General features: G+C 53.9%; 28 protein-coding genes. 3 read left to right on the forward strand and 25 right to left on the reverse strand.

Translation table 11 applies throughout. The annotated features are described in order from the left end of the window. The first annotated feature begins 47 nt into the window (after positions 1 to 47). Both ligA and EJ361_RS11310 read left to right on the forward strand, forming a co-directional pair. Positions 48 to 2,138 (forward strand): NAD-dependent DNA ligase LigA, encoded by a 2,091-nt coding sequence (gene ligA / locus EJ361_RS11305; RefSeq protein WP_126245728.1) that lies wholly within the window; start codon positions 48 to 50, stop codon positions 2,136 to 2,138. Then, positions 2,135 to 2,575: a nucleoside deaminase gene (locus EJ361_RS11310; RefSeq protein WP_126245729.1), complete on the forward strand. Its 441-nt coding sequence runs from the start codon at positions 2,135 to 2,137 to the stop codon at positions 2,573 to 2,575. Before ligA ends, EJ361_RS11310 begins: the two co-directional genes overlap by 4 nt. Positions 2,576 to 2,851: 276 nt before the next feature. Here EJ361_RS11310 and EJ361_RS11315 read toward each other — a convergent pair whose 3' ends face one another. The 3 genes from EJ361_RS11315 to EJ361_RS11325 form a co-directional block, all read right to left on the reverse strand. Then, positions 2,852 to 3,796, reverse strand: coding sequence for an SPFH domain-containing protein (locus EJ361_RS11315; protein WP_126245730.1), 945 nt, complete (start codon positions 3,794 to 3,796; stop codon positions 2,852 to 2,854). A 181-nt stretch (positions 3,797 to 3,977) separates the two neighbouring features. After that, positions 3,978 to 4,187, reverse strand: coding sequence for a hypothetical protein (locus tag EJ361_RS11320; protein ID WP_126245731.1), 210 nt, complete (start codon positions 4,185 to 4,187; stop codon positions 3,978 to 3,980). Positions 4,188 to 4,405: 218 nt separating this feature from the next. Continuing rightward, positions 4,406 to 5,098, reverse strand: a complete 693-nt coding sequence (locus EJ361_RS11325) for a LuxR C-terminal-related transcriptional regulator (RefSeq protein WP_164714195.1) — start codon at positions 5,096 to 5,098, stop codon at positions 4,406 to 4,408. Positions 5,099 to 5,367: 269 nt separating this feature from the next. Here EJ361_RS11325 and EJ361_RS11330 point away from each other — a divergent pair, with 269 nt between their 5' ends. After that, entirely contained in the window at positions 5,368 to 5,964 is a 597-nt protein-coding gene (locus tag EJ361_RS11330) for a superoxide dismutase (RefSeq protein WP_126245733.1), read from the forward strand. 67 nt (positions 5,965 to 6,031) lie between these two features. Here EJ361_RS11330 and EJ361_RS11335 read toward each other — a convergent pair whose 3' ends face one another. From EJ361_RS11335 to EJ361_RS11440, 22 genes are all read right to left on the reverse strand, one after another. Beyond that, positions 6,032 to 6,811: a 3-keto-disaccharide hydrolase gene (locus tag EJ361_RS11335; protein WP_126245734.1), complete on the reverse strand. Its 780-nt coding sequence runs from the start codon at positions 6,809 to 6,811 to the stop codon at positions 6,032 to 6,034. A 12-nt stretch (positions 6,812 to 6,823) separates the two neighbouring features. Further along, a complete protein-coding gene (locus EJ361_RS11340; protein WP_126245735.1) occupies positions 6,824 to 8,212 on the reverse strand; it encodes a Gfo/Idh/MocA family protein in 1,389 nt (462 codons plus the stop codon). A gap of 86 nt (positions 8,213 to 8,298) precedes the next feature. Continuing rightward, entirely contained in the window at positions 8,299 to 9,108 is an 810-nt protein-coding gene (locus tag EJ361_RS11345; protein ID WP_126245736.1) for an endonuclease/exonuclease/phosphatase family protein, read from the reverse strand. Positions 9,109 to 9,214: 106 nt separating this feature from the next. Further along, positions 9,215 to 10,870 (reverse strand): S41 family peptidase, encoded by a 1,656-nt coding sequence (locus tag EJ361_RS11350; RefSeq protein WP_126245737.1) that lies wholly within the window; start codon positions 10,868 to 10,870, stop codon positions 9,215 to 9,217. Positions 10,871 to 10,897: 27 nt separating this feature from the next. Next, positions 10,898 to 11,128, reverse strand: coding sequence for a membrane protein insertion efficiency factor YidD (yidD, locus tag EJ361_RS11355; protein ID WP_126245738.1), 231 nt, complete (start codon positions 11,126 to 11,128; stop codon positions 10,898 to 10,900). Beyond that, positions 11,125 to 11,553, reverse strand: a complete 429-nt coding sequence (locus EJ361_RS11360) for a ribonuclease P protein component (protein WP_317126933.1) — start codon at positions 11,551 to 11,553, stop codon at positions 11,125 to 11,127. The genes yidD and EJ361_RS11360 overlap by 4 nt, the downstream gene beginning before the upstream one ends. Beyond that, positions 11,550 to 11,705 (reverse strand): 50S ribosomal protein L34, encoded by a 156-nt coding sequence (rpmH, locus tag EJ361_RS11365; RefSeq protein ID WP_012788729.1) that lies wholly within the window; start codon positions 11,703 to 11,705, stop codon positions 11,550 to 11,552. Before rpmH ends, EJ361_RS11360 begins: the two co-directional genes overlap by 4 nt. A 311-nt stretch (positions 11,706 to 12,016) precedes the next feature. Then, positions 12,017 to 12,553, reverse strand: a complete 537-nt coding sequence (locus EJ361_RS11370; RefSeq protein WP_126245740.1) for an OmpH family outer membrane protein — start codon at positions 12,551 to 12,553, stop codon at positions 12,017 to 12,019. 69 nt (positions 12,554 to 12,622) lie between these two features. Then, positions 12,623 to 13,138, reverse strand: a complete 516-nt coding sequence (locus EJ361_RS11375; protein ID WP_126245741.1) for an OmpH family outer membrane protein — start codon at positions 13,136 to 13,138, stop codon at positions 12,623 to 12,625. A gap of 53 nt (positions 13,139 to 13,191) precedes the next feature. Beyond that, a complete protein-coding gene (locus EJ361_RS11380; RefSeq protein WP_240646609.1) occupies positions 13,192 to 15,870 on the reverse strand; it encodes a BamA/OMP85 family outer membrane protein in 2,679 nt (892 codons plus the stop codon). Positions 15,871 to 15,913: 43 nt separating this feature from the next. Beyond that, a complete protein-coding gene (locus EJ361_RS11385) occupies positions 15,914 to 16,675 on the reverse strand; it encodes an isoprenyl transferase (RefSeq protein WP_126245743.1) in 762 nt (253 codons plus the stop codon). 140 nt (positions 16,676 to 16,815) lie between these two features. Next, entirely contained in the window at positions 16,816 to 17,604 is a 789-nt protein-coding gene (gene porG, locus EJ361_RS11390; protein WP_240646610.1) for a type IX secretion system protein PorG, read from the reverse strand. A gap of 133 nt (positions 17,605 to 17,737) precedes the next feature. After that, positions 17,738 to 18,628 carry an NAD kinase gene (locus tag EJ361_RS11395; protein ID WP_126245745.1) on the reverse strand — a complete coding sequence of 297 codons (891 nt, stop codon included), beginning with the start codon at positions 18,626 to 18,628 and terminating at the stop codon, positions 17,738 to 17,740. A gap of 1 nt (position 18,629) precedes the next feature. Further along, the gene (locus EJ361_RS11400; protein WP_126245746.1) at positions 18,630 to 20,069 is read right to left on the reverse strand and encodes a POTRA domain-containing protein; all 1,440 of its coding nucleotides are present in this window, start codon (positions 20,067 to 20,069) and stop codon (positions 18,630 to 18,632) included. A 19-nt stretch (positions 20,070 to 20,088) separates the two neighbouring features. Beyond that, a complete protein-coding gene (locus EJ361_RS11405) occupies positions 20,089 to 20,751 on the reverse strand; it encodes a CBS domain-containing protein (protein WP_126245747.1) in 663 nt (220 codons plus the stop codon). Between the two features lie 114 nt (positions 20,752 to 20,865). Continuing rightward, positions 20,866 to 21,645 (reverse strand): alpha/beta fold hydrolase, encoded by a 780-nt coding sequence (locus tag EJ361_RS11410; protein WP_126245748.1) that lies wholly within the window; start codon positions 21,643 to 21,645, stop codon positions 20,866 to 20,868. 65 nt (positions 21,646 to 21,710) lie between these two features. After that, positions 21,711 to 22,256 carry a CvpA family protein gene (locus tag EJ361_RS11415; RefSeq protein ID WP_126245749.1) on the reverse strand — a complete coding sequence of 182 codons (546 nt, stop codon included), beginning with the start codon at positions 22,254 to 22,256 and terminating at the stop codon, positions 21,711 to 21,713. A 6-nt stretch (positions 22,257 to 22,262) separates the two neighbouring features. Further along, positions 22,263 to 22,715, reverse strand: a complete 453-nt coding sequence (locus tag EJ361_RS11420) for a GatB/YqeY domain-containing protein (protein WP_126245750.1) — start codon at positions 22,713 to 22,715, stop codon at positions 22,263 to 22,265. Positions 22,716 to 22,725: 10 nt separating this feature from the next. Further along, positions 22,726 to 23,073, reverse strand: coding sequence for a gliding motility protein GldC (gene gldC, locus EJ361_RS11425; RefSeq protein WP_126245751.1), 348 nt, complete (start codon positions 23,071 to 23,073; stop codon positions 22,726 to 22,728). 49 nt (positions 23,074 to 23,122) lie between these two features. Continuing rightward, positions 23,123 to 24,193, reverse strand: a complete 1,071-nt coding sequence (locus tag EJ361_RS11430; protein WP_126245752.1) for a glycosyltransferase — start codon at positions 24,191 to 24,193, stop codon at positions 23,123 to 23,125. Positions 24,194 to 24,280: 87 nt separating this feature from the next. Beyond that, positions 24,281 to 24,712: a putative Ig domain-containing protein gene (locus EJ361_RS11435; RefSeq protein ID WP_126245753.1), complete on the reverse strand. Its 432-nt coding sequence runs from the start codon at positions 24,710 to 24,712 to the stop codon at positions 24,281 to 24,283. A 48-nt stretch (positions 24,713 to 24,760) separates the two neighbouring features. Continuing rightward, entirely contained in the window at positions 24,761 to 25,891 is a 1,131-nt protein-coding gene (locus tag EJ361_RS11440) for an ABC transporter permease (RefSeq protein ID WP_126245754.1), read from the reverse strand. Positions 25,892 to 26,084: the final 193 nt, after the last annotated feature.

Here is a 26,084-nt window from a genome sequence, read left to right on the forward strand (position 1 = left end):
ACTAAAGTTTAAATTTACGGCAGACTTTTGATTTATCCAGATACATCATGTACGCGAAAGACATTGAAATAGCCCTCGCCTCGGAAGCGAAGGCGCTGCTGTCCGGCAAATCGGGCACTCCACAGGAACTGGCCGACGCGCTGCGGCAGGTGATCCGCCATAGCGACTGGCGATATTATGTGCAGGACGATCCCGTGTTGAGCGACGAAGAGTACGACCGCCTGTTTTCCATGCTGAAAAAGCTGGAAAAAGACAACCCGGAACTGCAAACCCCGGATTCCCCCACGCAACGCGTGGCGCAGGGGCTCACGAAGAACTTCCCCACGGTGCAGCACCTCGTGCCCATGCTTAGTTTGGAGAATTCGTACAATGCAGACGACCTGCTGGACTGGGACCGCAAGAACCGGGAAGCTTCCGGGCTGCAGGAAATCGAATATTGCGTGGAACCGAAGTTCGACGGCGCCAGCATTTCCCTCATTTACGAAAACGATATGCTGGCCCGCGGCGCCACGCGGGGCGACGGCGTGCAGGGCGACGAAATTACGGTCAACATCCGCCAGATCCGTTCCATTCCGCTTTCCGCCAACTTTTCGCGGTACGGCATCCAGCAGATAGAACTGCGGGGCGAAGTGCTCATCAATAAAAAGACATTTGCGCGGCTGAACGAACATCGTAGCGCAGACAACCTTCCGCCGCTGGCCAACCCGCGCAATGCCGCATCCGGCTCGCTGCGCATCGTGGACCCGAATGAAGTGGCGAAACGCGGGCTGGAAGCGTTCCTCTATCACATGAGTTTCCATACGATGCAGGACGGGATGGAAGAACCGCCCGCCATCCAGACCCACAGCAATACCCTCGATATGCTCTGGCAGCTGGGCTTCCGGAGCCCTGCGAAGGAAATGAAAGTAGTGAAAGGGATCGACGCCGTGATCGCGTATTGCGCCGAATCCGAGGCGCACCGCGACGATCTGCCTTACGAGATCGACGGGATGGTGATCAAGGTGAACGATTACCAGTTGCAGGACAAACTGGGCATGACCACGCACCATCCACGCTGGGCCATGGCCTATAAATTCAAGGCGCGGCAGGCAACGAGCATCCTGCGGGACGTGGAGTTCCAGGTGGGCAGGACGGGCTCCATCACGCCCGTGGCCAAGATCGACCCCGTGCCCATCGGAGGCGTAACCGTGGCTTCCGTGAGCCTTTTCAATGAAGACGTCATCCGAGAAAAAGACCTCAAGATCGGGGATCGCGTGCTGGTGGAAAGAGCCGGCGACGTAATCCCGTACATCGTGAAATCCGTAGCCGACCTGCGCGACGGCACCGAAACCGATATCGTGTTCCCCAAGGAATGCCCGGTGTGCCACGATCCGCTGTTCAAGCCGGAAGGCGAAAGCGTGTGGCGCTGCGTGAACATCAATTGCGAAGCGCAGGTGGTGGAACGGATGATCCATTTCGTGAGCAAGGATGCGATGGACATCCGGAGCCTCGGCGAAAGCAATGTTCGCAAGTTTTACGGACTTGGCCTGCTCAAAGATGTGCCCGGCATTTACGCGCTCGATTTCGACGCCATCGGCAAACTGGAAGGCTTCGGGCCGAAATCCGTCTCCAACCTGCAGACGGCCATCGAAGCCTCGCGGGCGCAGCCGCTGCACCGGTTGATCTTCGGGCTGGGGATCCGGTATGTCGGCGAAACTACTGCCAAAACCCTCGCCAATGCGGTATCTCACCTGCTCGATTTGGCGTCGTATACGGAAGAACAGCTCCTGGCGCTGGAAGACATCGGGCCGAAAGTTGCCGGCAGCGTACGGCAGTTTTTCCTCAACGAGGATAACATCCACATGTTGCAAAAACTCGGATCGCTCGGCCTGAACCTCGCCAGCAGCAAGGGTTCGAGATCGGAAGAGGGAACCCTTGGCGGACAAACCTTCCTGTTTACCGGCACGCTTCACAAACTGAAGCGCAGCGATGCTGAAGCAATGGTGGAGGCCCAGGGCGGGAAGATCCTCAGCGGCGTGAGCAGCAAACTCAATTACCTGATCGTGGGCGAAGATGCCGGCAGCAAACTGGAAAAAGCGAAAAAGATCAATACCGTCAAAATCCTGACGGAAGATGAATTCATAAATATGGTACAATGACGGACGAGCATTTCATGCGCCAGGCCCTGAAAGAAGCGCGCCTGGCCGAAGAGAAGGGAGAAGTGCCCATTGGCGCGGTGGTGGTGATGAACGGGCAGGTGATCGGCCGGGGCCATAACCAGGTGGAGATGCTGACCGATTGTACGGCGCACGCGGAAATGATCGCGCTGACGTCGGCCTTCAATTACCTCGGTGCCAAATACCTCATGGAAGCTACGCTCTACGTAACTTTGGAACCATGCGTAATGTGCGCCGGCGCGTTGTACTGGAGCAAGATCGGGCGCATCGTGTACGCAGCGCCGGATGAAAAGAACGGCTACCGCCGGGTGACGGACGGCAAATCGCCCTTTCATCCGAAAACGAAAGTGGAAACGGGTTTACTGGGGGAAGAGAGTTTACGGATGGTGAAGGATTTCTTCCAGAAACGCAGAAAATAAGGAACGGCGGCCTTTTCGGGCCGCCGTTTTTTCATCATCAAAACGTGCGCCGGATCATCGCCTGTGCACTTACCTTGCGCGGAACCTGCCTTCCGCGTTTTTCGTTTATGGATACCGGTGTGTTCCGGAATGGAAATTATGCCTGCGAAGGCGGGAATTCAACGGGAAGCCGGTGAAGTACAGGAACGGGAAGCCGGGATGGCGGAGCGGCGGGATGTAGTGAAAAAACGAAAGCGGCCCGCCGGGGGCCGCTTTCGTGCTATAAAAAATGCGCTGTTATTTCTTGAACTGCATGTTTTCGGGGGCCATCATCTGGTTGAGGCCCATGAGCTGCTTCATGGTTTTTTCCATGCCTTCGGAAGAGCCGTCGAGGAAGATGACGTTGCCTTTGCCGTTTTCGGCGAAATTCTTGATGCCTTCTACCCACATGGAAAACAGGATCACGGAAGTGTCCATGTTGGCCTGTTGCATTTCGCGGGCGGCGAGGCTCATACCCTTGGCCACTTCTTCCCGGAAGAGGGCCACGCCTTTACCGCGGAGCTGGGCGGCCTGGCGCTCGGCTTCCGCGGCGATCTTGATGGCGTTACCATCGGCTTCGGCGGCTTTGGTTTTGGTGATGAGGAGGGCCTGGCCTTCGTTCTCGGCGGCAGCTTTCAGGTTGTTGGACGCTACTACCTGCGCCATGGAGCGCATGATGGCTTCGTCGAACGTAATATCGTTCATCTGGAGATCGAGGAGGTGGAAGCCCCACTGTTCCAGGGTTTGATCGATCTGTTCTTTCACGTGCTCGGTGATGTCGCGGCGGAGGCCGAGTACTTCAGACTGGCGTTTGGTGGCTACGAACCCGCGGATGGAGCCTTCGATGGTGCGCACGAGCGCCTGCATGAAAGAGCGTTCGTCCATGAATTTGAAGGCTACGTTCTTGACCGTCTCTTCTTCCTGGTTATACACGGAATACAGGAGCATGGCCTTGAAGTATACATTGGCCTGGTCTATGGTAATGGCCTGGAATTCCAGCTCCACGGAGCGGTTCTGGATGGAGATGCGTTTGAAGACCTTTTCGATGATGGGGATCTTGAAATTGAGGCCCGGGGTGAGGAGGCGGTTGTACTTGCCGAAAATGGTGGTTACGCCCACCGTTCCCTGTTGCACCGTAACGAACGATGACAGCACGACGAGGACCGCCAGGGCAATGAGCACATACAAAATAATGTTATCCATAGTATAAAGGAATTGAGGACCTGAAGGTAATCAAATTCCTTTACCGGAGCATCATGATGCTGTATAAGTGGGTTTTCAAACAGGAGGATGCAAGACCGGGTGCAAGGGCTTTTGTAAGCTAACAAACAATGAATGCGCCCACAACGCCGAGCTTTCGGCGAAGCAGGAATATATATCTTGATTATATTTTCTGAACGTTCCGGAAAAAAATGAACACATCATCCAGTTCTATCTGCTTAAGCTGGTATGCCAACTGGGTTTTCAGGTCGGCCGTCTCTTCTTTGATTTTCCTGTACTGGTCCTTTAATGTCTGATATCTGGCAATTATCTCCTCGGGTGTGGCGGAATTGTCCAGGGCCAGGATATCATACGCCTTCTCTTCGGTTATCATAGCGATAAGTATTACCTCTCAAAAAACTATCCAAATGAACTCCGGTATCTCTGAATCTCTCTTTTCAGGCTACTAAATTAGTGGAGTTTGCAACGCCGGAAAATACCCAAGCTTGGGTATTTTTACCCGCCGAAGCCCCGTCCGCACTTGCGTTGTAGCGATTTTATAAATTACGAATTGAACTTATGTAAGTTGATAATCATGTATGGGTCAGGGGGTTATTGTACGCCGATTTGCCTGGCGAGGGCCACGAGCTCGGGCGTATTCCTGACTTTTAATTTTAACCGGATATTTTTCCGGTGGGTTTCAACAGTATACCGGCTCAGGTTCAGCCGTTCCGCAATTTCCTTGTTATTGAAGCCGCGCGCGGCCAGCATGAAAATGTCCTTTTCCCGGGCGGTCAGCTTGTTCAATACGTCTTCGTTCCGGCGGCGCAGCACTACGCGGAGCGCCTCCGAGATCTGGTTACCCGTGTCCAAAGCGTTCGAAAAATCGAGGAATACGCAAATCACGTCCACCACATTCCCATGCGCGTCGAACGTGAACGGCAAACCCAGCCCCACCACCCAGAACCAGTCCGGGTCGTGCTTCCGGCGCACGCGCATCACCCCGCCGAACATCGTCTTCTTTTCCGAAAACTTCTGCTGCGAAATGGCCAGGATGCTCATATCGTCCGGGTGGGTTACCTGCCGGAAAAAATCCGTGCCCAGCGATAAAATTTCGTCACGACTGTACCCCAGCGTGTCTGTCAGTTGAACGTTGCACCAGTTCACTGCCTTTTTGGAGTTGTTGGACGTGTACAGCATCGCCGGAACCTTGTCTATAATGGCTTCCAGATGCTCCAGCCGGCTCCTCAATTGCGCATTCTCCGATAACAGTGCATCATGAGAATCGCGACTTTCTGTGCCCATGTCCTGCATTATGAATGTTTTAAACAAACAATAGTGAAAACTAACGATGAATACTATACGAATATAAAAATTCGCACTGCAAATGTTATAACACCTTGATGTAAATATAAAATAAAAAGCCATATATCCAAACGCAACTCCACATGGTCTCCCAGGGCTTAACAAAGGGTATAACAACAAGAGCGATAAAGGGTTTGACAATTCCGGAATCCGGCCGTAAATTTGATGCTCTAATACAACTCAATTTCTTCACCCATAAAAATTGGATTATGGCTTTTACCCTTCCTGCATTACCGTATGCGTCCGATGCGCTGGAACCGCACTTCGATAAAATGACGATGGAAATCCATCACGGTAAGCACCACCAGGCTTATGTAGACAATCTGAACAAGGCTATCGCAGGCACCGAGAACGAAAATAAATCCCTCGATGAGCTGGTTGCCAAAGCCGGCAGCATCAGCCCCGCAGTACGCAACAACGGCGGTGGCCACTGGAACCACTCCTTCTTCTGGGAATCCCTCGCCCCCAACGCCGGCGGCACGCCCAGCGGCGCCCTGGCAGACGCGATCAACAGCACTTTCGGCTCTTTCGACGCCTTCAAAGAGAAATTCAACGCCGCTGGCGTTGCCCGCTTCGGCTCCGGCTGGGCCTGGCTGATCCTCAAAGACGGCAAACTCGAAATCTCTTCCACCCCTAACCAGGACAATCCCCTGATGGACGTGGCAGAAGTGAAAGGCACTCCCATCCTGGGCGTAGACGTGTGGGAACACGCTTACTACCTCAAATACCAGAACCGCCGCGCAGAGTACCTCGCCGCTTTCTGGAACGTGGTAAACTGGGACGCAGTGAGCAAACGCTTCAAATAAGCGCACCCTCCGCATAAAAAAAGCCGGTCGTCACCAGACGACCGGCTTCTTATTTCGTTAGCCATCCTTACAGCGGCTTGATCTTCACGTTCCTGAACCAGATTTCGCTGCCGTGGTCCTGCAGGCAGATATGGCCCTTTTTCGCAGTGCCGTACCCTTTGTAGTCTTTCCACTTTCCGGTAGCTTTCTCCTTTTCCCATTCCGGCGTCCACATCTGCGTATCCACCACTTTTTCGCCGTTCAGCCAATGTTCCACATGGCCCTTGTTCACAACGATCCGGGCGTGGTTCCATTCGCCGATGGGCTTCGCCGCCAGTTTCGCGGGCGGGTTCATGGCGTAGTTGGCGCCTGATTTCTGCCAGTCTTCGAGCTTTTCGGGAAAGTTGTTGTCGTCGATGATCTGGTATTCCGGGCCGCTCATGTACGGCGCGTCGAACGCCTCGGTCACCAGGTAGAGGATGCCGCTATTGCCCTGTGGCGCCAGCTTCCAGTCTGCCTCCAGCTCGAAATTTTCGTACTGGTCGGTGGAGATGAGGTCTCCGCGCATATCGCTTTTATCGGTAGTGCTGCCGGTACAATGAAGCGTACCATCGAGGGCGCTCCACGTTTTGCCGTCTTTCCCCTTATAAACGCGCCATCCGTCGAGGTTCTGGCCGTTGAACAGGAGTTTCCAGCCGGCGGATCTCTCGTCGTCAGACAAAGCGTTTGCGGCAACGGGAGCCGCGGCCACATTTTCGTTGCCTGCCGATACCGAGTCTTTCTTTTCACCCTCAGCAGCGCCGCTGCCGCAGGAGGCAAGCCCCAGCGCGGCTACCGCAAACGCGGGTACGATCCCTCTCTTCAACATACCGATACGATTTTATTTGTTAACGACTTTGAGCGCTTTCGGGTCCCAATGCATGATCCTGTTCTGGAAGTAACTGTCGTTGCACAGCAGCGCAGGTGCCGCGGCACGGAAGCCGAACATGGCATCTTCCGCCACTTTACCTTTGGTACGCATGGCGTTGAACAGGTTGTAGAAGTGGTCGAAATGCGCGCCTTTGTAGCCTTCTTCCGCTTCGTAGACCAGCTTGTCGGGGTCCATCATGTGCTTTCTTTCGTATACGAACTGCTTACCGTTGTCGCGGGCGTTTTTGCCGGCAGACAGCGGGTCGGAAGCATCGGATGCATTTTTATTGCGGTATACGGTCACGCGGTCCCACTCAACGGTCATGGAGCCTTCGCTACCTACCATGCGCAGGTAGTTGGTGCCGCCGGTCCCGTCTACGAAGTTTACGCGGAGCGACAGGTTGAATGCGGGATGGATCTCGGTTTGCGGATAGTCGAACATGCCGAGCATCACGTCGGGTACTTCGCGGCCGTCTTTCCAGTAACGGAGACCGCCGGTAGCCATGATTTTCTCGGGCCCGATGGAGCCGGTCACCAGGTGGAGGCTGCTGAACAGGTGCACGAACAGGTCTCCGGAAACGCCGGTACCATAGTCGCGGTAGTTCCTCCAGCGGAAGAAGCGCAGCGGATCGAAGTCGCGTTTTTTGTTGTTGGAGAGGAACGCGTCCCAACCCACGGTAGCGGGGGAAGCGTCTGCCGGGATGGGGTATTGCCATGCACCGAAGGCAGACATACGCGCCCAGAAGCCTTCTGCGTAGTTAAGCTCGCCGATGGCGCCGTCTTTCAGCAGCTGGCGGGCTTTTTCGTTACCGAGCGAGCTAACGCCCTGGCTGCCTACCTGGTAAACCACGCCTTTATTGCGGTTTTGCGCGTCCACTACGGCGGAACCTTCGCTCACGTCATGTACCATGGGTTTTTCGCAATACACGCTCTTGCCGGCGTTCATGGCGGCAACGGAGATGTCTTTGTGCCAGGAGTCGGGCGTAGCGATGATCACGGCATCGATATCTTTCCTTTGCAGGATTTCCTTATAATCACGGGTTGTATAAATGTCGCTGCCCCATTTCTTCTTCGCGTCTGCCAGGCGGCCGTCGTACAGGTCGCAGGCGGCTACCAGTTTCACACCGGGCACCTTGATGGCTGTGTTCGCGTCTTCGGTGCCCATGCCGCCGGCGCCGATGAGTGCGATCTGGATATTGTCGTTGGCGCTGTAATGATCTTTCTGGCGCGCCAGCTGCTGAAGGCTTTTCTGGCGGTCGGCAGCGGTGATGATATTCGGGATCAGCGAAGCTCCCACAACTCCTTTCGCCAGCTTGTTGATAAAGCCACGGCGGGAATTGTTTTTGTTCTTGTCGGTCATGAGTAGATACTTTTATAGATTTTACGTGTACGTGTGGTTGCTCGATTGTTCAATTTAGTTAATTATTTCAGCAAATACAATGGCAACTAGAATGCAGGTTGCAAGACGGATTTGACGGGAAGATGGTCGGAAGCGTAAGTTTCCTTTATCACTTCATGGCTGATCACCGAAAATTTCCCTTTCGAATAGGCGATGAAATCGATACAGCGGCGCGGTCTCTCCACGGGGATCGTAGGGGCGCAATCGCTGCAGGTACGGCTGAAATGCGCGTCCAGCTGCCGGATGACGGGCCCTCCGGCGGAGGCGTTCATATCTCCCGCCAAAATTACCGGGTATGGTTGTTTCGACAAAATCTCCGTCACTTCGCGCATCTGTACGATGCGGTTACTGTCGTTCCGCTGTGCATCGAGGTGTGTGCAGGCCATCAACACCCTTTTGCCGCCGGGCAATTCCACCAGCATGGTGGCCATCGCGCGGGGCTCTCCGCCCGTTCCCGCCAGCGTCGTCAATGCATAACGTTTGGTCTCGATCACCGGGTATTTCGACAACACGGCGATGCCGTATTCCCCGCCCGCATAGTCGATCCCCTTCGCGAAGAAAGCCTTCATCCCGGCCCGCTCCGCCAGTTCTTCCGCCTGGTGCAACCCGCTGCCGGAGCGCGTTGTATGGACGTCCACTTCCTGCAAAGCCACCAGGTCGGGCTTCGCATCGGCGATCACCCGGGCAATGGCGTCGATGTCGATTTTGCCTTCGGCCGAAGGCGGATTGGCGTGATGGATGTTGTAGCTCAGCACGCTGACGGGCGTAGATGTGGCCGTGCGGGCACGCTTTCCGGCCGTACAGGCCGCGAGCGAAAATAAAGCGATGAATGCTGCGAAATACCGATGGTTACTCATATGTAGAGGATACAATTGCGTCGCTATAAAAGAACGAAAAACAATTTAGCCATGCAACAAATCGTGCATGGCTAAACTATTTTTATGATAAACGGCTGGCGGATCGTTACTTACGGGTCAGCAGCTGCTGGTATTTCTGTGGGCTCTGCAACAGGGTCACGGCCTCGTCCACGTCTTTATCCCACGCCAGCGACCGTTCGATGCGCCCGGCCTGGGGGAAGTACCTGTTGGCGATTTCTTCTTCGAGCAACTGGCGTATTTCATCTTTGTTACGGAGCAGGTCCTGCTTTTTGTCGTGCTTCATTTTCGCCTGGAGCGCCTCGAATTCCTTGGTGAGCCCGTCGTAATATTTCTCGCGGGACGCGGTGGTCCTGAAATTGTCCAATGCTTCTTCACTGCGGGTTTTGTAGCTGTAATCCTTGCCGTCCAGGAACTTCAGGAATTCATCGAAAATGCCGTCGGTTACGAAATCCGCGCTGGTGGCGGGAACTTGGGGATGTGCGTAATAGTACCGGGTGGCATAGTCGAAGATGAACTGTTTGCGCAGGAGGGTGATGGCAATCTGGCTGAGCACAGTGCTTTCCACGCGCGCATCCGGCTCGATGCCGCCGCCGTCTTTCACGGGCCTTCCGGCCGCGGTGGTGAACGATTTGCGGAGGGAATCCGGCACATAGTCCGCTTCGCCTTCTTCATTCCTGTGCGCATAATCGATCGCCTGGATGCAACGGCCGCTGGGCGTGTAATAGCGCGCGGTCGTCACTTTCAGCTTGGCGTTGTAGGGGAGCGGACGGGTGGTTTGCACGAGCCCCTTGCCGTAGGAACGCTGTCCTACCACAAGCCCCCGGTCCAGGTCCTGTACCGCGCCCGCCACGATCTCCGATGCGGAGGCGGAAGAGCGGCTGGTGAGCACTGCGAGGGGAATATGGTTATCGATGGGCGACAGGCTGGTCTTGTATTCCCGGTCCCAGCTCTTCACTTTCCCGCGGGTGGAAACGATGAGTTTGCCTTTGTCGATAAAAATGTTGGAGAGGGAAACGGCTTCTTCGAGGAGGCCGCCGGGGTTGCCGCGCAGGTCGAGCACCACGCCGGCGAGGCCGGGATGTTGTTTCCTGAGCGATTCGAATGCCTGTTGTACCTGTTCGGCGCTGCCTTCGGTAAACTGGGTCATTTTGATGTACCCGATATTTTTGCGGATCACGCCGCTGAAGCTCACGGGTTTCACGTTGATGTCTTCGCGGATGATGCGGTATGTTTTTTCGGTGTTGTTGAGGGGATGGCGGAGCACGATGTTGAGGGGGGTGCCGGCCGTTCCCTTGAGGTAACGGCTGACCTCTTCCTGTTCCATGTTCCTGGCGCTTTTGCCGTCGAGCGAAACGATGACGTCTCCTGCTTTTACGCCGGCTTTGTCCATGGGGCTGCCTTCGTATACGTCTGTGATGGAGGTCCAGTCTCCTTCGGTGTAAATGGAAGCGCCAACGCCGCCGTATTTGCCGGTGGCCATGAACCGGAGCTCATCGAGCTCTTCTTCGGGGACGAAGTCGGTGTAGGGGTCCGTTTCTTCGAGCATGGCTTCGATGCCGGTTTGCATGAGTTTATCGGGCGGGAGGTCTTCTACGTAATAGGTATTGAGCTCGCGGTAGAACGCGGCGAAGATGTCTAGGTTTTTGGCGATGAGGAAGTATTTGTCGCTGCTGCGGAAGGCGAGTGCCAGACCGGCGATGCCAATGAGCGCGAACAATATGATTTTCCTGGATTTCCGCATGCGAGTCAGTGTTTCGGGATGATTGAATCAGGGCACGGGGTCGTAACCGTGACCGCCCCAGGGGTTGCAACTGAGGATTCTTTTGGCGGCGAGCCATCCTCCTTTGAAAAGGCCGTGTTTCTTTAGTGCTTCGAGGCCGTATTGCGAGCAAGTGGGGGTGTACCTGCACTTGGCGCCCAGCAGCGGGCTGATGCACCACTGATAGATCTTGATCAACAAAATAAACGGGATACTCAAAATTTGCATCAATCGCTTCATGGCTGTTCTTTTCTACCGGCTTCCCTGGCGAGTTTCTCTAAAATTACCGAAAATTTGGGCTGGAGGGAAGCGAAATCGGGGATTTTTTTGTCGACGTAGATAAAAAAAACGGCCATCTGGCGGGAGTTGGCGAGGAGTGCGTCGTACAAAACCTGTTTTTGGAGGCGGTACGTTTCGCGGCCGAGGCGTTTGATGCGGTTGCGGTCTACCGCATGGGGGAACTTGCGTGCCGACACGCTGAAGCCGGCCTGAACGGGGAATTTGTCCGTTGTGAGGCTGGCGGGCATGTAGATCACGCGCCAGGGGAAAATAGAAAACGCTTTTCCTTCACGAAAAAGCGTTTCAATCATTTTCCTGCTCTTTAACTTCTCTTCTCTGTTAAAAGAATAAGTTTTTATGGCAATATGAGTTAATGACGGAATTATTTCAGCTTGCGCTCGTCAGATACGGTCAGCTTTTTGCGACCTTTAGCTCTGCGGGATGCCAATACTTTACGGCCGTTGGCAGTTTCCATTCTCTTTCTGAAACCGTGTACGCTCTTTCTGCGTCTGTTGTGCGGTTGAAAAGTACGTTTCATCGTTTTTAATATTTTCTACTTGTACTTAAAACTGTTTACCCATCCGTTTTTCGGGCGGGCAGACTGTGATCAGCCCCGTTTAAAACGGAAGGCAAAGGTAGGTTTTTTTATCTAAAAATGAAATGGAATGGATAGAAAAATCTAAGCTCCGTTAGTGTGATTGATTAATCTATTGATTTTCAGCAATGTACAATCCTGAAAAACTTGGAAAAATCCAAGGTAATTGTCCTTTCCGTTCATTTTCTCCTCTGATATTCAATGCATTAAAAAGGCCCGGCAAGATACCGGGCCTTTTCTTAATAGCTTTCAGCTTATTTAGCGGCTGCGGGAGCTGCGGTTGCGGGTACGCCCAGTTTGGTTTTCACCGGGGCGAGGATGTCGTCGGCAGCGGGGGAAACCAGGAGGGATCCGCCGGAGTTGTCGATCACATAAGCATAACCTTTCTCCTTGGCAACGTCTTCGATCGCTTTGCGGGCTTTATCGTATACGGGCTTCAGCAGTTCGTTCTGTTTGTTCTGGATTCTTTCGCGGGCGATTTGCTCGTAATCCTGGATTCTCTTCTGGATGTCCTGGATGTCTTTGATTTGAGCGGCTTTCATCACTTCGCTCTGGTCTTTAGGCGCTTTTTCGAGGGCAGCAACCTTGTTGTTGTACTCGGCGATCAGCGCCTGGCTCTCTTTCTCGAGGGTACCAGCATAGGTCTCGATTTCAGTTTGTGCTTTTTTATAATCGGGCATCGCTTCGATCAAAGCCTGGGTGTTGATGTGCGCGATTTTGGTCTGTGCATTGGCCTTCACGCTGCAAAACCCGGTGAACGCGACAATAGCGATGATTACTAACTTCTTCATGATGATGTTGTCTTGTTGATTAAAAGAATGTAGAATGTTTAATTTTTATAGGTCTGATGTCTCAAGGGATCATTTTTTCACGCCCAGCGCCTTCAGGATCTCTTCGCTCTTGTCCAGTTTCGGATCGGCGAAGATGACCGTGATACCGCCGGATTTATCAAGCACGAAGTCGTACATCCTGCTGGCAGCCAGCTTCTGAACAGCATTGTAGATCTTGTCCTGGATGGGTTTCACCAGTTCTTCGCGTTTCTTGAACAGGTCGCCCTCATAACCGAATCTTTTCTTCTGCAGGTCTTTCGCTTCTTTTTCACGGGCGATGATCTCATCTTCCCGCTTTCTTTTCAGATCGTCTGTCAACATCACCGATTCGGCCTGGTAGGATTTGTACATTTTATCTACCTCCTGGAATTTGGCGTCGATTTCCTTCTGCCATTGTTCCGCTACGGCGTCGAGCTTTTTTTGCGCGTCTTTGTAGTCAGGAATGCTTTCCAGGATATATTTCGTATCAATTACACAATACCGCTGTGCGAAGGCGCCGCCGAAGGCACCGAGCACCAAAATCATGGTAATTAAGATTCTTTTCATCGGTCGTAATTTTTTTATGCGAAAATCAGGCTTCGCAATATATAATAATTTTCTTATTCCGGCTCAAAGCCCAGCATGAAGGTGAATTTACCTGCATTTTTGAGCCCGCCTCCGGGTGTTAATCTATCCAAACCTATGCCATAGTCGAAACCGAGCAGACCGAACATGGGGAGATAGAACCGCGCACCCAGGCCAACGGAGCGGCGCAGGCGGAACGGATCGTATTCCTTGATATCGCGGTAACCGTTCGCTGCTTCCAGGAACATGAGGCCGAAGATCGTGGAGCTCGGGTTCAGGCTGAAGGGATAGCGCAGTTCCACGACATATTTATTGAACATCGTGAAGCCGGAGTACCCGTTCGGGGGAGAACCGCTTTCGGGGTTGAGTTTCGGGTTAGACGTATAATATACAGGATAACCGCGTTGCGAAATGATGTCGCGGTCATACACCGCAAAGTTGCTCAGACCGTCGCCACCCAGTTCGAAACGGCCGAAAGGCGAAAGCGTGGTGCGGCCGTTGTAGGCAGCTACATAACCGAACTTGGCGGCCACTTTCAGTACCAGCGACTTGTTGTCGGTACCGCGCGGGCGCGACAGCGGCACGTACCATTCGGCGTTCATGCGGTATTTCTGGTACTCGATGAATTTGAACTGGTCTGCGATCGGCTGGGATTTATAATCCTTGTCGGGATTGAAAACGGAATACGGCGGTGTGAACTGGCCGAACAGCATGAAGCTGGAACCGCTGCGCGGGAAGATCTGCTGGTCTACCGAAGAGCGCGCGAGGGTAATACGGAGCGACAGGTTATTGGCCGTACCGTTATCGAAGCCGGCGAGGCCGAAGTAGTTGAAATCTTTCAGTTTATAACGCTGATAGTTCACCGCGTACATAATGGAGAAGAAGTCGTCTGGCCATTTCAGCTGTTTACCGATGGAAACGGAACCGCCGAGTACCCGGAAGTATGCGCCTTTGTTGGCAACGGGCATATTATAATATTCCGCGAAGGCGTTCGGGTTCTGGTATGTGCTGTAGAAGTTTACGGAGAAGGGGTTCCGTTTCTTCCCGCCGAGCCAGGGCTCGGTGAAGGAGAAGTTGTAGGAACGGTAAGCCTTACCGTTGGAGGATATACGAACGCTGAGTTTCTGACCGTCGCCGGAAGGTAACGGGTCCCAGGTTTCCTTTTTAAAGATGTTGCGCAGCGAGAAGTTGTTGAACGTTACGCCGAGGGTACCGGTGAGGCCGATGTACCCGCCCCAGCCTGCAGACAGTTCCAGCTGGTCGTTCGCTCTTTCTTCCACTTTATAATCGATGTCCACGGTGCCTTCCTGTACGTTGGGAACGGGGTTGATGCCGATGGTTTCGGGGTTGAAGAAGCCGAGCTGGGAAATTTCGCGTTGGGAGCGGATGAGGTTCTGGCGGCTGAACTTATCGCCGGGCATGGTCCTCAGTTCGCGGCGGACAACGTGTTCGTTGGTTTTTTCGTTACCGGCGATGCGGATGTCCTTGATGGTGGCCTGGGGCCCTTCCTGCATGCGGATCTCGAAATCGATGGTGTCTCCCCGGATACCGATCTCCACGGGGTCGATCTGGAAGAAGAGGTAACCATCGTCCATATACAGCGAGCTGATGTCTCCGCCTTCGGGGCCGGGAGGCGTTCCGAGTCGTTTGTTCAGCAGTTCGAGGTTATACACGTCACCTTTCTGGATGCCCATGGCGCGGGAAAGGATGGTGTCGCTATACACGGTGTTCCCTCTCCAGGTGATATTCCCGAAATAATATTTCTTGCCTTCGTCCACCTTCATTTCGATGTTCAGGTTTCCTTTGGCGTTGTTATACAGGGTATCGTCGACGATCTGGAAATCGCGGTGGCCTTTGGAGTTGTAGTAGGCTACGATTTTTTCCTTGTCTTCCTCGTACTTGGCGTCGTTGAATTTCGCGGAAGCGAAGAGCTTGAAGCGGAAGTAAGGGTCCAGCTGCTGAAGGGTGCGGGTCGGCGAGAGCCATCCCATATCCTGCCAGTAGGTGTCGGTGGTGGCCATGCTGTCGATCCAGGCGTTGGCCAAATCGGGGTAAAGGGTGAAGTGGCTCAATTCCTTGGTGCCCTTCATTTTCTTCTTGATCGTGTTTTCGGCGACGTTATAGTTGCCGACCACGTTGATATCGTTCACTTTCACCTTGCGGCCCTTGTCCACGAAGAAATACACGGTAGCAGAATTCACGGCCGGCGGGGGATCCTTGCGGATGTCCATTCTCATGGACACGTTACGGAAACCTTTATCGGCGTAGTATTTACGGATAACGTTGTAAGTGTTTTGCTGCATGGCTTCGGTAACAACGCTTCCCTTGCGGATACCGGCCTTGGTGGTCAGCTCGTCGCCATCCGATTTTTTAATCCCTTTCCAGAAGAAGTTGGACATACGGGGTTTTTCCACGAGGGAAATTTCCAGCCAGATTTTTTCTCCTTCGATTTTGATGATATAGATGGCGATGTTGGAAAAAAGTCGTTGTCCCCAGAGTGCCTGGATGGCCTTGGCGAAGTGGTCGCCGGGCAGCACTACTTTATCGCCCACGTTAAGGCCGGAGAGGGACAGGAGGAGGGATTTGTCGAGGAACTCGGTGCCTGAAACGGCGATATCGGCTATCTCGTACTGTTGTGGGTTGCCCAGGGACCAGGGGCTGATTCCCGCCGGAGGGTTCGGCAGGGGTACCGTATCCCTTTGTTGGGCACGCACAGTTAACCCCGCGCTGCAACATAAAACTACGGCCAGTAGGCTTTTAGGAAACAATTTCTTCATTCTGCTGTATTTGTTCGCTTGTTTTGCCGAATCTACGTTCTCTGTTTTGATAATTGAGGATGGCTTCGTAAAGGTTTTCCTTGCGGAAATCTGGCCAGCGGGTATTGGTGAAATACAGTTCCGCGTAGGCGATCTGGTATAAAAGGAAATTGCTGATGCGGTGTTCCCCTGAGGTCCTGATCATCAGCTCGGGATCGGGCAGTTGGGAAGTACTGAGATATTTTGACCAGCTTTCGTGGTTGATATCTTCCGGATTGATTTTTCCTTCTTTCGCGTCCCGTGCGATGGCGCGCACGGCTTCGAGAATTTCCCAGCGGGAGCTGTAGCTGAGGGCCATCACGAGGTTCAGGCCTCCGTTATGGGAGGTGATTTCCCGTGCTTCCTCCAGTTCGCGCTGGCAATGGGGGGGCAACATGTTCATGTCTCCAATCACATGCAGCCGGATATTATTTCGGTTGAGGGTGTCTACTTCCTTGCGGATGGTAGTCACCAGCAGCTCCATAATGCCGTTGACTTCATAAACCGGGCGGTCCCAGTTTTCGGTAGAAAAGGCGTACAATGTCAGGTATTCGACGCCCAATTCGGCGCAACCTTCCACTATATCCCGCACACTTTCCACTCCCTGATGATGCCCGTACAGCCGGTCCTGACCCCGCTCCTTGGCCCATCGGCCATTACCGTCCATGATGATGGCGATGTGTCGGGGCAGTCGTTGCAGGTCTAATTGATCCTTCAAACTCATGACTAGTTCAGGCGTATTAATACAGATTTACTAAAAGTGTGCAAAGATACAAAAATAACTTTATGGCCTTTCCTGCAAAGGGGGGCGGGCCGTTTTAACGTAGTTTTAACGGGAATGGCCGTCCGCAGCGGCTTAGCGGGTTAAAATTTACAGCGGTAGGAAGTGAAAAGGATGCCCAAAGTGATCTCGATGGTGGCAAACTGGTCTTTATCGCGGCTATTGCCCCGCTGGCGGCCCACCTCGCCGATGGGCGGGTTGGAGGTGACGGTAGACCGGTCCTGCAAAATAGCAGCGATGGTACTGCTGCCGTCCGGCTTGTTGGGGAAGGCAGAAAGCCCCGCGTAGGTGGTACTTACGTCATCCAGATAGTCTGTCTGCGCGAAACGGTACAACACCTCCAGCCCCAGGTTCAAACGCCGGTTCAGGCTGTATTTCAGCCCTCCGCCGATCAAAAACGCGAAATTATAGAGAGAATATGGCTTCCTGTCGGGAAAAAGACCGGAATGCTGCCCCTCCGTCCCCAAAGGCTGCAGGTAATACTTACGGTCCTGGTAATATGCATACGGGTTAAAATGGAACGCCGATGCCCCCACCGTCAAATACGGCGAAAAACGATAATCCTGGCTCCCCGGCTCAAACCGGAAAAAATTAAAATCCCCCTGCACCGCCAACTCAAATATGTTTGAGTTGAAGCTCAGGTTCCGGCGGCGCTGGAAGTCGTTGGAGCTGTATACGTCCGAATATCCCACGTTCATGAACCTGAAATGCGCACGGGCCCCGATATAATCGTTGAAATACTTTCGGTAGAAAATGCCGATCGCCGGCTTGGGCGCCTTCAGCCCGCCGTGCGTGTTGAGATCGCCGAAATAATGGGCTGCCCCGGCCGTAAAGCCCAGTTCCCCCACATAGCTCAGCTCGTTCTGCGCCATGGCGGGATTGAGCCACCCGGCACACAAAACCGCCGCTATCCCGGCTGTCTTGCATAAAATTCGCGTAATCAGCATAAATATGACTAAAACGTAATTTAGGGCATTTTCGTATGACAAAAAAAGTGCGCCACAGTTATTTCCCCCGCGCATTTCGCGTGTCGATCCCCCACAACAGCTTGTCTCTCAACGTATGCAGGAAATTACTTTCGTTCAGGCGCAAGAGTTGAATGGTAAAATCCTCCTTCTTCACGGCCAGTTGCACCCGGTTATCGATCACCTCCATCCGCGAGTCGAGCGTGCAGATGAACTGGTCTGACCGGCCTTCCACTTCGAACGAGATCACGTTATCGTCGGGCACCACGATGGGCCTAACATTCAGGTTGTGGGGCGCCACGGGCGTGATGACGAAGTTCGCGGCTTCGGGGAACACGATCGGCCCGCCGCAGCTGAGGGAATAGCCGGTAGAACCGGTAGGCGTGGCCACGATGAGCCCGTCTGCCCAATAAGTGTTCAGAAACTCGCCGTTCAGGTAGGTGTGGATTTTCACCATGGCAGAGGTATCCTTTTTGTGGATCGTGAATTCGTTGAGCGCGTAGGGCACATCGCCGAAAAGGGGCGTGCTGGCGTCGAGATGGAGGAGCGTCCGCTTGTCTACCACATAGCTCCGGCTCACGAGAGAATCCACCACTTCATGCACGGCATTGCGGCCAATGCCGGCGAGGAACCCCAGGCGGCCGAAGTTCACGCCCATCACGGGGATGTTTTTATCGCGGATGAAGCTCACCGTATCGAGCAGGGTGCCGTCTCCCCCGAGGCTCACGAGGAATTCGATGCGGCCGTCGAGGTCTTCGGCGCAGGAGAACGTATCGGTTTGAGGGAAAAACTGGATGTGCGCGCAGAGCTCCTTGTAGAGGGGCTCATACACGACGGGCACTATTTCCTGCCTTGCCAGTTCGTTCAGCAACAGTTGAATATCTTCCAGGTCTTCCTTGACAAAGCCGCGGCTGTAAAGGGCTACATGCATTTTACATATCCAGTTTAGCGTGTAAAAATAGTCCTTTTTCTCCCAATTGGTTGATACTGTATTCGAAGCGGACACAGGTGTCGTAAAAAGATACCACGTCGATCCCCATGCCGGCCGTGTACAGCATGCGGTTGCTCAAGCGCCCGTTGAGGCCGTGCCTGGAATATCCATATCCCATATCGCCATAAGCTTTCGCCAGCACGCGGATGGGCAGGTTGCTGAATTTTTTCGGGACGATGGGAAGCTTCATCCTGAAGTTAAGCAATTCCCGCCGCAGGGTATTTTTCAGGATGAAGAACGCCGTGCCGTCCACCACATAATATTCCAGCCCGCGGAGGTAATCTTCCTGGTACCCCATGGCCCGGGAAGCCGCATATGGCAGCTCGTCCGTGAATTTCGCCTGGCCCAGCAGGCTCACGGCACCGTATGTTTTGGGGGCATATTGCCAGTATTTGGCCCCCTTCAGCCGGATTTTTACGTAATGAATGTCGTTCACCGGCCCAAATCCGGCTTTGGATATCTCGCCGCGGAACGAATGCCCCACCAGCGGATACTGCCAGCTGTCTGCCCGGATATAATCCAGCCGGTACAAAAGTTCCGCATAATGTACGCCGTTCCGCCCCTTGCCGAGATAATCCGGGTTGAGTACGGCCACGGAATCGGCCACCTGTTCGCTGAAATAGGTCAGAAAGGCCTGGTGGCGGGTGGAAATCGCTTTTCGATAGGTATAACTTACGCCGAAAGCCATCTGCCGGCGGAGGAAATCATCCTGCCGGAAAAATTGCTGCTTGTTGTTTTCCGAAATATAATTGATCTCGCGGTTGCGGCTGAATGAAGCCGAAAACCCTATGCCATGGCGCAATTTGCGGTCTATGTAGGGAAGGGTGTACCCGAGCACGAACTTCTGCGTGTACCCGAAAGAAATATCGGTATACAGCTCGTCGTTGCGCCCGGTCAGGTTATCCTGCCAGGCTTTCACGCCTACGTTCACGCGGCGGAGGCTTTTCTTCTGTTCCACCCACCATTGGTTGAAGTTCCGGTCGGCCAGTTTGAAAACGGGGAATGCGAGGAGGTACCACCGTTCCCAGACGTCGAACACGATGTTGGCTTCATTCCCCTGCCAGTCTTTGACATTGTACAAAACATTGAGGAACAGCGAAGTATTGAGCAATTGTTTCCGGTTGGCTTCGAGGGTGGTGTTGAGGTTGCGGAGGCGGATGGTGTCTCCGGGTTTGATGCCGATTTCGCGGAGGATGATGGATCGGCGGGTGCGTTTGTTGCCGGCCACAACGATATCCCGTACGATAATGTACGACGTATCCTGCAAAACGGTCAACTGCTGCGGCACTGGACTGGCGGCGGAGTCAACGACCTGTGCGCGGGCGGGCAGTGCGGCGAGGAGGCAGAGCCACAGGCCGGATATGTTAAAAACAGAGCGCAAACAGTTGCATTTTCGAAAACTACATGCTGATGTAGTTCATGAGCAGATCATAGTTCTTTTTGAGGAGATCTTCTTCCTGCTCTTCACTGAACATGTATTTGATGGTGTAATTAAATCTTTCGAAGGTGGCGATGAGCCCCTGCATTTCCTGGCGGTTCGTTTTGAGCACCACTTCCAGTTTGGCGGTGGCGGGATTGGTGAGGGTATTTACGCTCAGGAGGGAGACTTCGTTGCTTTCGGCGATCCGCGCGATTTCGCTGAGGCTATAGTCGCGCGGTTCCATTTCGAGCACTACCACGCCGCCTGGCTCTTTGACGCCATTATACATGGCGAGGGCGGCGAGGAGGTTTTCGCGGGTGATGACGCCGAGATATTCACCTTCCCGCGAAATGACGGGGAGGGCAGACAGTTTGAAATCGTAAAACACTTTCAGGGCTTCATAAAAGTGCGCGCCTTCGGGCACTGCGGGCCTGAGGGGGCCTGGCGGAACGGTTTCCAGCAGCTGGTCGGGGTCTTCCCAGTCCAGCACCTGGTCTTCTTCCACGAGGTAGGTGTACTTGTTATCCACCACCAACGGCAAATGCGTCAGATGAAATTCATTCATGAGCCGCAGCGCCTTGGCACCGGTATCCTGCGGCAGCAGCACCGGTACAACGGGTGATATAAGTTCCTGCACCAACATAGAGATCGTGTTTCTTTTACAATAATAGCAAAGAATATTCCAATAGCCAGCGGATGCGCTATTAAAAATTACGGAATCGCGGAGCAATGGCGCAGCAGCGATGACGGGCGGTTGTCAGGCTCCGGCGACGGTTTTGTTGTTGAGGCGCTGAAGATAGTCGTGCATGATCCGGTTGAATTCGTCGGGCACTTCCATCATGGGCGCGTGGCCGCATTTGTCGATAAAATGCAGTTCGGAATTGGGGATCAGCTTATGGAACTCCTCGCCTACCATGGGCGGCGTCACTGTATCGTTGAGGCCCCAGATGAGGAGCGTCGGGGTTTTGATGGTGGTGAGCTCTTCGCCGAGATTGTGGCGTATGGCGGATTTGGCGAGGGTAATGATCTTGATGACTTTCAGGCGGTTGCTGGTAATTTCGAATACTTCGTCTACCAGTTCCTTCGTTGCCATGGCAGGATCATAGAACGTGAGCGCGGTCTTGTTGCGGATATATTCGTAATCGCCGCGTTTGGGATATGTTTCGCCCATTCCGTTCTCGAACAGCCCGGAGCTACCGGTGAGGATGAGGGATTTGACCCTTTCGGGGTGTTTGAGGATGTAAACGAGGGCCACATGACCACCCAGGGAGTTGCCCATGAGGTGGAAATTATTATAGTCGAGGGCTTCGATGAATTTGTGCACGTATTTGGCCAGGCCGCCTACGGAGGTTTCCAGGATATTCAGGTCAAACAAGGGCAGCATGGGGATCACCACTTTATTGAACTGCTTGAAATACTCGATCGTTCCACTGAAATTACTCAGGGCACCGAACAGTCCGTGCAAAAGTATTACCGGCTCTCCTTCCCCTTCTTCGATGAACTTGAATTTGCCCTGTGTTTTGATTTCGTAATTCATTACCGTTGCTTGAGTCAATTTTGCGCTAAAATAATTCTTTTTCTTAATTCAAATAACCTCCGTTATCAGGGGTTTTGTGCGGGTATTTTGCCGGCGGCCCGTTCAAAAAAGGCTTCCAGTTCCGCAAAAACGTCCCTGAAAAGGGGGATTATCTTCCCGAGGCGGTCCATCACCCACGGCCCTACGGGTTCAATATAGGGATACACAACGGATTGGAGTTTCGTCTCCGGATTCAGCAGGTACAGTTGATTGGCGAGCCATAGGAGCACGCTGTAGACGATGGTGAAGATGGCGGCATACAGCAGGATACCTGCCAGTTTGTTCACCCATCCCAGCATCGACCATTCCACCACCTTTTCGAGTGCTGCCGCGCCCAGGCGTATCAGCACCACCACGGCCAGGAATATGGCGATGAAGCACACAACAGGCCACCAACGGCCGTCCATCCCCGATTTCCCCAGCCATGCGGCCAATACGGCAGACAGCTTCAAAGCCGCCGCCAGTCCTATCACACAGGCTACCAGCGAGAAAACCGCGGCGATGCATCCCCGCACGAATCCCCGGTACAGCGCGAACGCCATGAGGATGGCGAAAACGACATCTATCGCCAATTTGGATTATTTGGTCAGTAATTCCTTCACCAGTGCGGAAATCGCCTTCCCGTCGGCCTTGCCCGCCAGCTGTTTGGTAGCGGCACCCATCACCTTGCCCATATCTGCCGGTCCGGAAGCCCCTGTTGCCGCGATAATGCCCGAAAGCTCGGCGCGCAGTTCTTCTTCAGACAGCTGTTTGGGCAGGTAACGCTCGATCACGGCCAGTTCTTCTTCTTCTTTCACCGCCAGGTCTACCCGGTTCTGCTGCCGGAAGATCTCGATGGAGTCTTTCCGCTGCTTGGCCAATTTCTGTAATATTTTCTGCTCGTCGGCCTCGCTCAGCTCACCAGTGGCGCCTTCCGCGGTTTTTGCCACCAGCACGGCGGCCTTGATGGCGCGCAGGGCACGGAGTTCAGCTTCAGCTTTAGCCAGCATGGCGGTTTTCATGGCGGCATTGATCGTTTGCTCTAAAGACATATGGGGAGTGTTACTGGTTTTGATTTTTGAGTTTTTCTTCGAATTTCTTGTAGAAATCGGCGGCAAAGGCGCGCATATCGTTCGCCTGATCGGCCCAGGGCGTAGCGCGCTGGTAAGTATCGGCCATGGTCATGAGGGTCTGGTAGAAGAAATCCGCCATCTCGTCCACCATCATTTCCTTCGTCCACAGGTCGATGCGGAGGGCCGTACGGTCGGTACCGTCCCAAAAAGCCACCATCATGGCCTTGGCTTTGTTCATGCGGTCGGCCGTGCTGTCGGTAGCCGTCCACTCGATAGATTCCGGCACTTTCTGCTCATCGAGCGCAACCTGTATCTGGATGGTAGATTTTTTCGTCATGTATCTTTTTGGTGTTTGAGTCGCAAAAATAAGCAATTACCCGGCAAAGTCAGGAAGTGACGATCTGCCCGAGGGTTTCGGCCGCATCGTCCCAGCTCGGAACGCGGGCCATATGGTTGAGGAGCCTGCTGCGCAGCATTTCGTCCTTGTACAGGGCGCTCATCTTTTCAGACAGGTCGGCTACATCGTCCGGCACGGAATTCAGCGCCGCGTCGCGCCCTGCTTCGGGAGACGCGCCGGCGTACAGCGCCACGGCCGGCACCTGGCACTTCTGCCCCGCCAGGATCGGCACCGCCAGCCCGTCGGCCCCCGCGGTGTGCACGATGGCATAAGCTCCGCCCGTCAGCCGGGCCAGCGTGGCCTGGTCTGCATCCTGCACCCAAATTACGTCCTGACGGAACTTATAGGTCTGCAAAGCCTGCACGATGTCTTCCCCCTCCGGCGTTGCCCGTCCTGCCAATACCAGCTTGATGCTCGACCGGAGGCGCTTCTTCAGCATGGAAAAAGCCTTCAGCAGGGGAATGATATTATTGGCAGGATCGATGCTGCCCACGGCGAGGTAATATTCCATCCCGTCGGCGTATTCCCGCTTTACTTCTTCCCTTTCTTCCCAATTGAGCGGTATATAAGCCTCACTCCCGCCCGGCGTCAGGAATTCGATCCGGTCTGCCAGCCGCGGGAAGCGGTTGGTCAGCTGCTCCTTCACGAAATCGGAGAACACGAACACTTTTTTGAACCGGCGGATGTTCTCGTCGGTCGTAGCGCCGAAAGGCAAAATACCCGTCCTCGACATGACGAGATAAGACTCCACATCGAAGGGAATCGGCAATATATCGTTGAAATACAATACCTTATCAGCTTTCAACTTTTTCACCATTTTCGGCCATTGATACCGGCGCCAGATAAACCGGCCGGTTTTGCCTTTGATGAAAGGTTTTAACACCGCCACCTGTACATTCAGCGGCAGGGGATCGGCGGGCAGCCAGGCCTGGTTGGCGATGAGCACAAATTCCACGTCGGGGTGCAGCCTGGCCAGGCGGACCAGCATTTCTGTAGACACATTCCCGGTATCGGCTGGAGAATCCTCGATAAGGGGAAGCGCATTCACGGCTATTCGCATGAAAATCTATTGAATCAGTGTACAAACCTAAATAAAAAAAGGGTGTTCCCGGCCGGGAATCGCCCTTTTACTTTATGGCAGCGGATTTTAAACGGTTTTGTTCATGACGCCGAAACGGTAGGTTTTCGTATTGCCCGGCTTGTTGTTGGACGTAACGGTCACCACGATATCCGCCACCTGGCGTTTCGGCAAACCTATGATCGTCCATTGAATCGTTCCTTCCTTCGTCGTCACTTTCGCGTTTTGCGGGATCGCTTCGCCGGCGGGGTTCGTAGCGGTGACGGTGATGGACACGCCATCCGGCGGCAAAGGATTGGAAATCAGCTTGATAGTAAAATCCAACGTAGCGCCCTGCGCGGCGTTATCGTCGCGATTGAGGTGAATGCCGGGGATATCCACCTGCAATTCCGCTTCTTCCCCGGGCTTGGGCACGGGATCGCCGCTTTTTTTCTTTTTACAGCCCGGAGCTACCAGGGCGAAGGCGCAGAGCAGCAGGAGCAGGGTTTTCTTCAGATACATCGGTGATCTTATTAAATATCTTAAAATTAAAAATAAATCTAATGCCCGTCAAATTTTTCCGCGAACGTCGAGCGCATCACGGAGGCCGTTGCCCAGGAGGTTGAACGCCAGTACCAGGAGCATGATGGCGAGGCCGGGGGCGAGCGCCAGCAAGGGATTGTGGGTGATGATGAAATTATAGTTCTCCTTGATCATGAGGCCCCAGGACGGCTGCGGCGGCTGAACCCCCACGCCAAGGAAACTCAGTCCCGCCTCTACCACTATGGCCGTGGCGAAATTACCGGCCGCCACCACCATCACGGGTCCGAGGATATTGGGCAGGATATGCTTGACGATGGTGCGGGCATGCCCGTACCCCAATGCCCGGGTGGCTTCCACGAACTGCAGCTCCCGCAATGCCATGACCTGCCCGCGGATAATGCGCGCCACGCTCACCCACATCGTGAGCCCCACGGCAATGAAAACCTGCCAGAAACCTTTTCCCAGCGCCAGCGTGATGGCGAAAACGAGCAGCAAGGTAGGCATGCTCCAGATCACATTGATGAGCCACATCACGGCTTCATCGGCCGCACCGCGGAAATACCCGGCGATGGCGCCAAGCAGAATCCCGATCGTCAGCGAAATCAGCACCGCGATGCAGCCTACGCTAAGGCTCACGCGGGTGCCTACCAGCAGTCGGCTTAAAATATCCCGCCCGAATTTATCGGTACCGAGCCGGAATGTTTTTTGGCGGAGATGCTCTTTTTCCACCAGGGCCTGTGCCGCACGGGGATCGGCGATGGCTGAATCCTTTCCGTACAGCACCTGGGCCAGCGAATAACGCTCCGGGGCCGTGGTGGCCTCGTCCACATATTTATCGACAAGAACGGAATCGTTGGAAAAACGCCAGCTTTTCACCGGGACCATCACGTCCGCAGCCGTTTCGCCGTAGATGAGGCGATGGAAGAAACCTTCTTTTTCCGGCGCGTGCGATTGTTGCAAAGACAGCATATGCACGGAGAAACCCGGCCTTTGCCCCCCGATTTCCAGGACCATCCGGTTGGCGAACGAGGTACCGTCGGGCGCGAGGACGTACGCGAACACGGCGATGACCAGCGCCATCGAAATGACGGCCAATCCGGCCACGGCGCCCTTGTTCCGGCGCAGCCGTTTCCATGCCTGTTGGGTAAATGCGTCCATGCGGTTACCAAAATAGCGTAAATACAAGACATTTCGGAAAAATTGCGTGCACGTTTTTCTTCATTTATGGCGATCGGCCATATATAATACCATCGGCGTCACGACCTCTTTTGAGATCACACGAAAATCAACTTGCGGGCTTTGGTCCGTACAATAGCAGGGAATGCAAATTGCGTAATTTCTTTGTTGAGAT

This window comes from Chitinophaga rhizosphaerae, from assembly GCF_003958645.1.
GTDB lineage: Bacteria > Bacteroidota > Bacteroidia > Chitinophagales > Chitinophagaceae > Chitinophaga > Chitinophaga rhizosphaerae.

Bases quoted from the DNA above. Each gene is read 5' to 3' on its own strand.
- EJ361_RS11410 (WP_126245748.1), bottom strand. From the start codon at position 21,645: ATGAATTACGAAATCAAAACACAGGGCAAATTCAAGTTCATCGAAGAA.
- EJ361_RS11335 (WP_126245734.1), bottom strand. From the start codon at position 6,811: ATGTTGAAGAGAGGGATCGTACCCGCGTTTGCGGTAGCCGCGCTGGGG.
- EJ361_RS11435 (WP_126245753.1), bottom strand. From the start codon at position 24,712: ATGTATCTGAAGAAAACCCTGCTCCTGCTGCTCTGCGCCTTCGCCCTG.
- rpmH (WP_012788729.1), bottom strand. From the start codon at position 11,705: ATGAAACGTACTTTTCAACCGCACAACAGACGCAGAAAGAGCGTACAC.
- EJ361_RS11395 (WP_126245745.1), bottom strand. From the start codon at position 18,628: ATGCATGTAGCCCTTTACAGCCGCGGCTTTGTCAAGGAAGACCTGGAA.
- EJ361_RS11310 (WP_126245729.1), top strand. From the start codon at position 2,135: ATGACGGACGAGCATTTCATGCGCCAGGCCCTGAAAGAAGCGCGCCTG.
- EJ361_RS11440 (WP_126245754.1), bottom strand. From the start codon at position 25,891: ATGGACGCATTTACCCAACAGGCATGGAAACGGCTGCGCCGGAACAAG.
- ligA (WP_126245728.1), top strand. From the start codon at position 48: ATGTACGCGAAAGACATTGAAATAGCCCTCGCCTCGGAAGCGAAGGCG.
- EJ361_RS11325 (WP_164714195.1), bottom strand. From the start codon at position 5,098: ATGGGCACAGAAAGTCGCGATTCTCATGATGCACTGTTATCGGAGAAT.
- EJ361_RS11330 (WP_126245733.1), top strand. From the start codon at position 5,368: ATGGCTTTTACCCTTCCTGCATTACCGTATGCGTCCGATGCGCTGGAA.
- EJ361_RS11375 (WP_126245741.1), bottom strand. From the start codon at position 13,138: ATGAAAAGAATCTTAATTACCATGATTTTGGTGCTCGGTGCCTTCGGC.
- EJ361_RS11320 (WP_126245731.1), bottom strand. From the start codon at position 4,187: ATGATAACCGAAGAGAAGGCGTATGATATCCTGGCCCTGGACAATTCC.
- gldC (WP_126245751.1), bottom strand. From the start codon at position 23,073: ATGACGAAAAAATCTACCATCCAGATACAGGTTGCGCTCGATGAGCAG.
- EJ361_RS11315 (WP_126245730.1), bottom strand. From the start codon at position 3,796: ATGGATAACATTATTTTGTATGTGCTCATTGCCCTGGCGGTCCTCGTC.
- EJ361_RS11385 (WP_126245743.1), bottom strand. From the start codon at position 16,675: ATGAGTTTGAAGGATCAATTAGACCTGCAACGACTGCCCCGACACATC.
- EJ361_RS11420 (WP_126245750.1), bottom strand. From the start codon at position 22,715: ATGTCTTTAGAGCAAACGATCAATGCCGCCATGAAAACCGCCATGCTG.
- yidD (WP_126245738.1), bottom strand. From the start codon at position 11,128: ATGAAGCGATTGATGCAAATTTTGAGTATCCCGTTTATTTTGTTGATC.
- EJ361_RS11340 (WP_126245735.1), bottom strand. From the start codon at position 8,212: ATGACCGACAAGAACAAAAACAATTCCCGCCGTGGCTTTATCAACAAG.
- EJ361_RS11405 (WP_126245747.1), bottom strand. From the start codon at position 20,751: ATGTTGGTGCAGGAACTTATATCACCCGTTGTACCGGTGCTGCTGCCG.
- EJ361_RS11345 (WP_126245736.1), bottom strand. From the start codon at position 9,108: ATGAGTAACCATCGGTATTTCGCAGCATTCATCGCTTTATTTTCGCTC.
- porG (WP_240646610.1), bottom strand. From the start codon at position 17,604: ATGGCGCAGAACGAGCTGAGCTATGTGGGGGAACTGGGCTTTACGGCC.
- EJ361_RS11370 (WP_126245740.1), bottom strand. From the start codon at position 12,553: ATGAAGAAGTTAGTAATCATCGCTATTGTCGCGTTCACCGGGTTTTGC.
- EJ361_RS11350 (WP_126245737.1), bottom strand. From the start codon at position 10,870: ATGCGGAAATCCAGGAAAATCATATTGTTCGCGCTCATTGGCATCGCC.
- EJ361_RS11430 (WP_126245752.1), bottom strand. From the start codon at position 24,193: ATGCGAATAGCCGTGAATGCGCTTCCCCTTATCGAGGATTCTCCAGCC.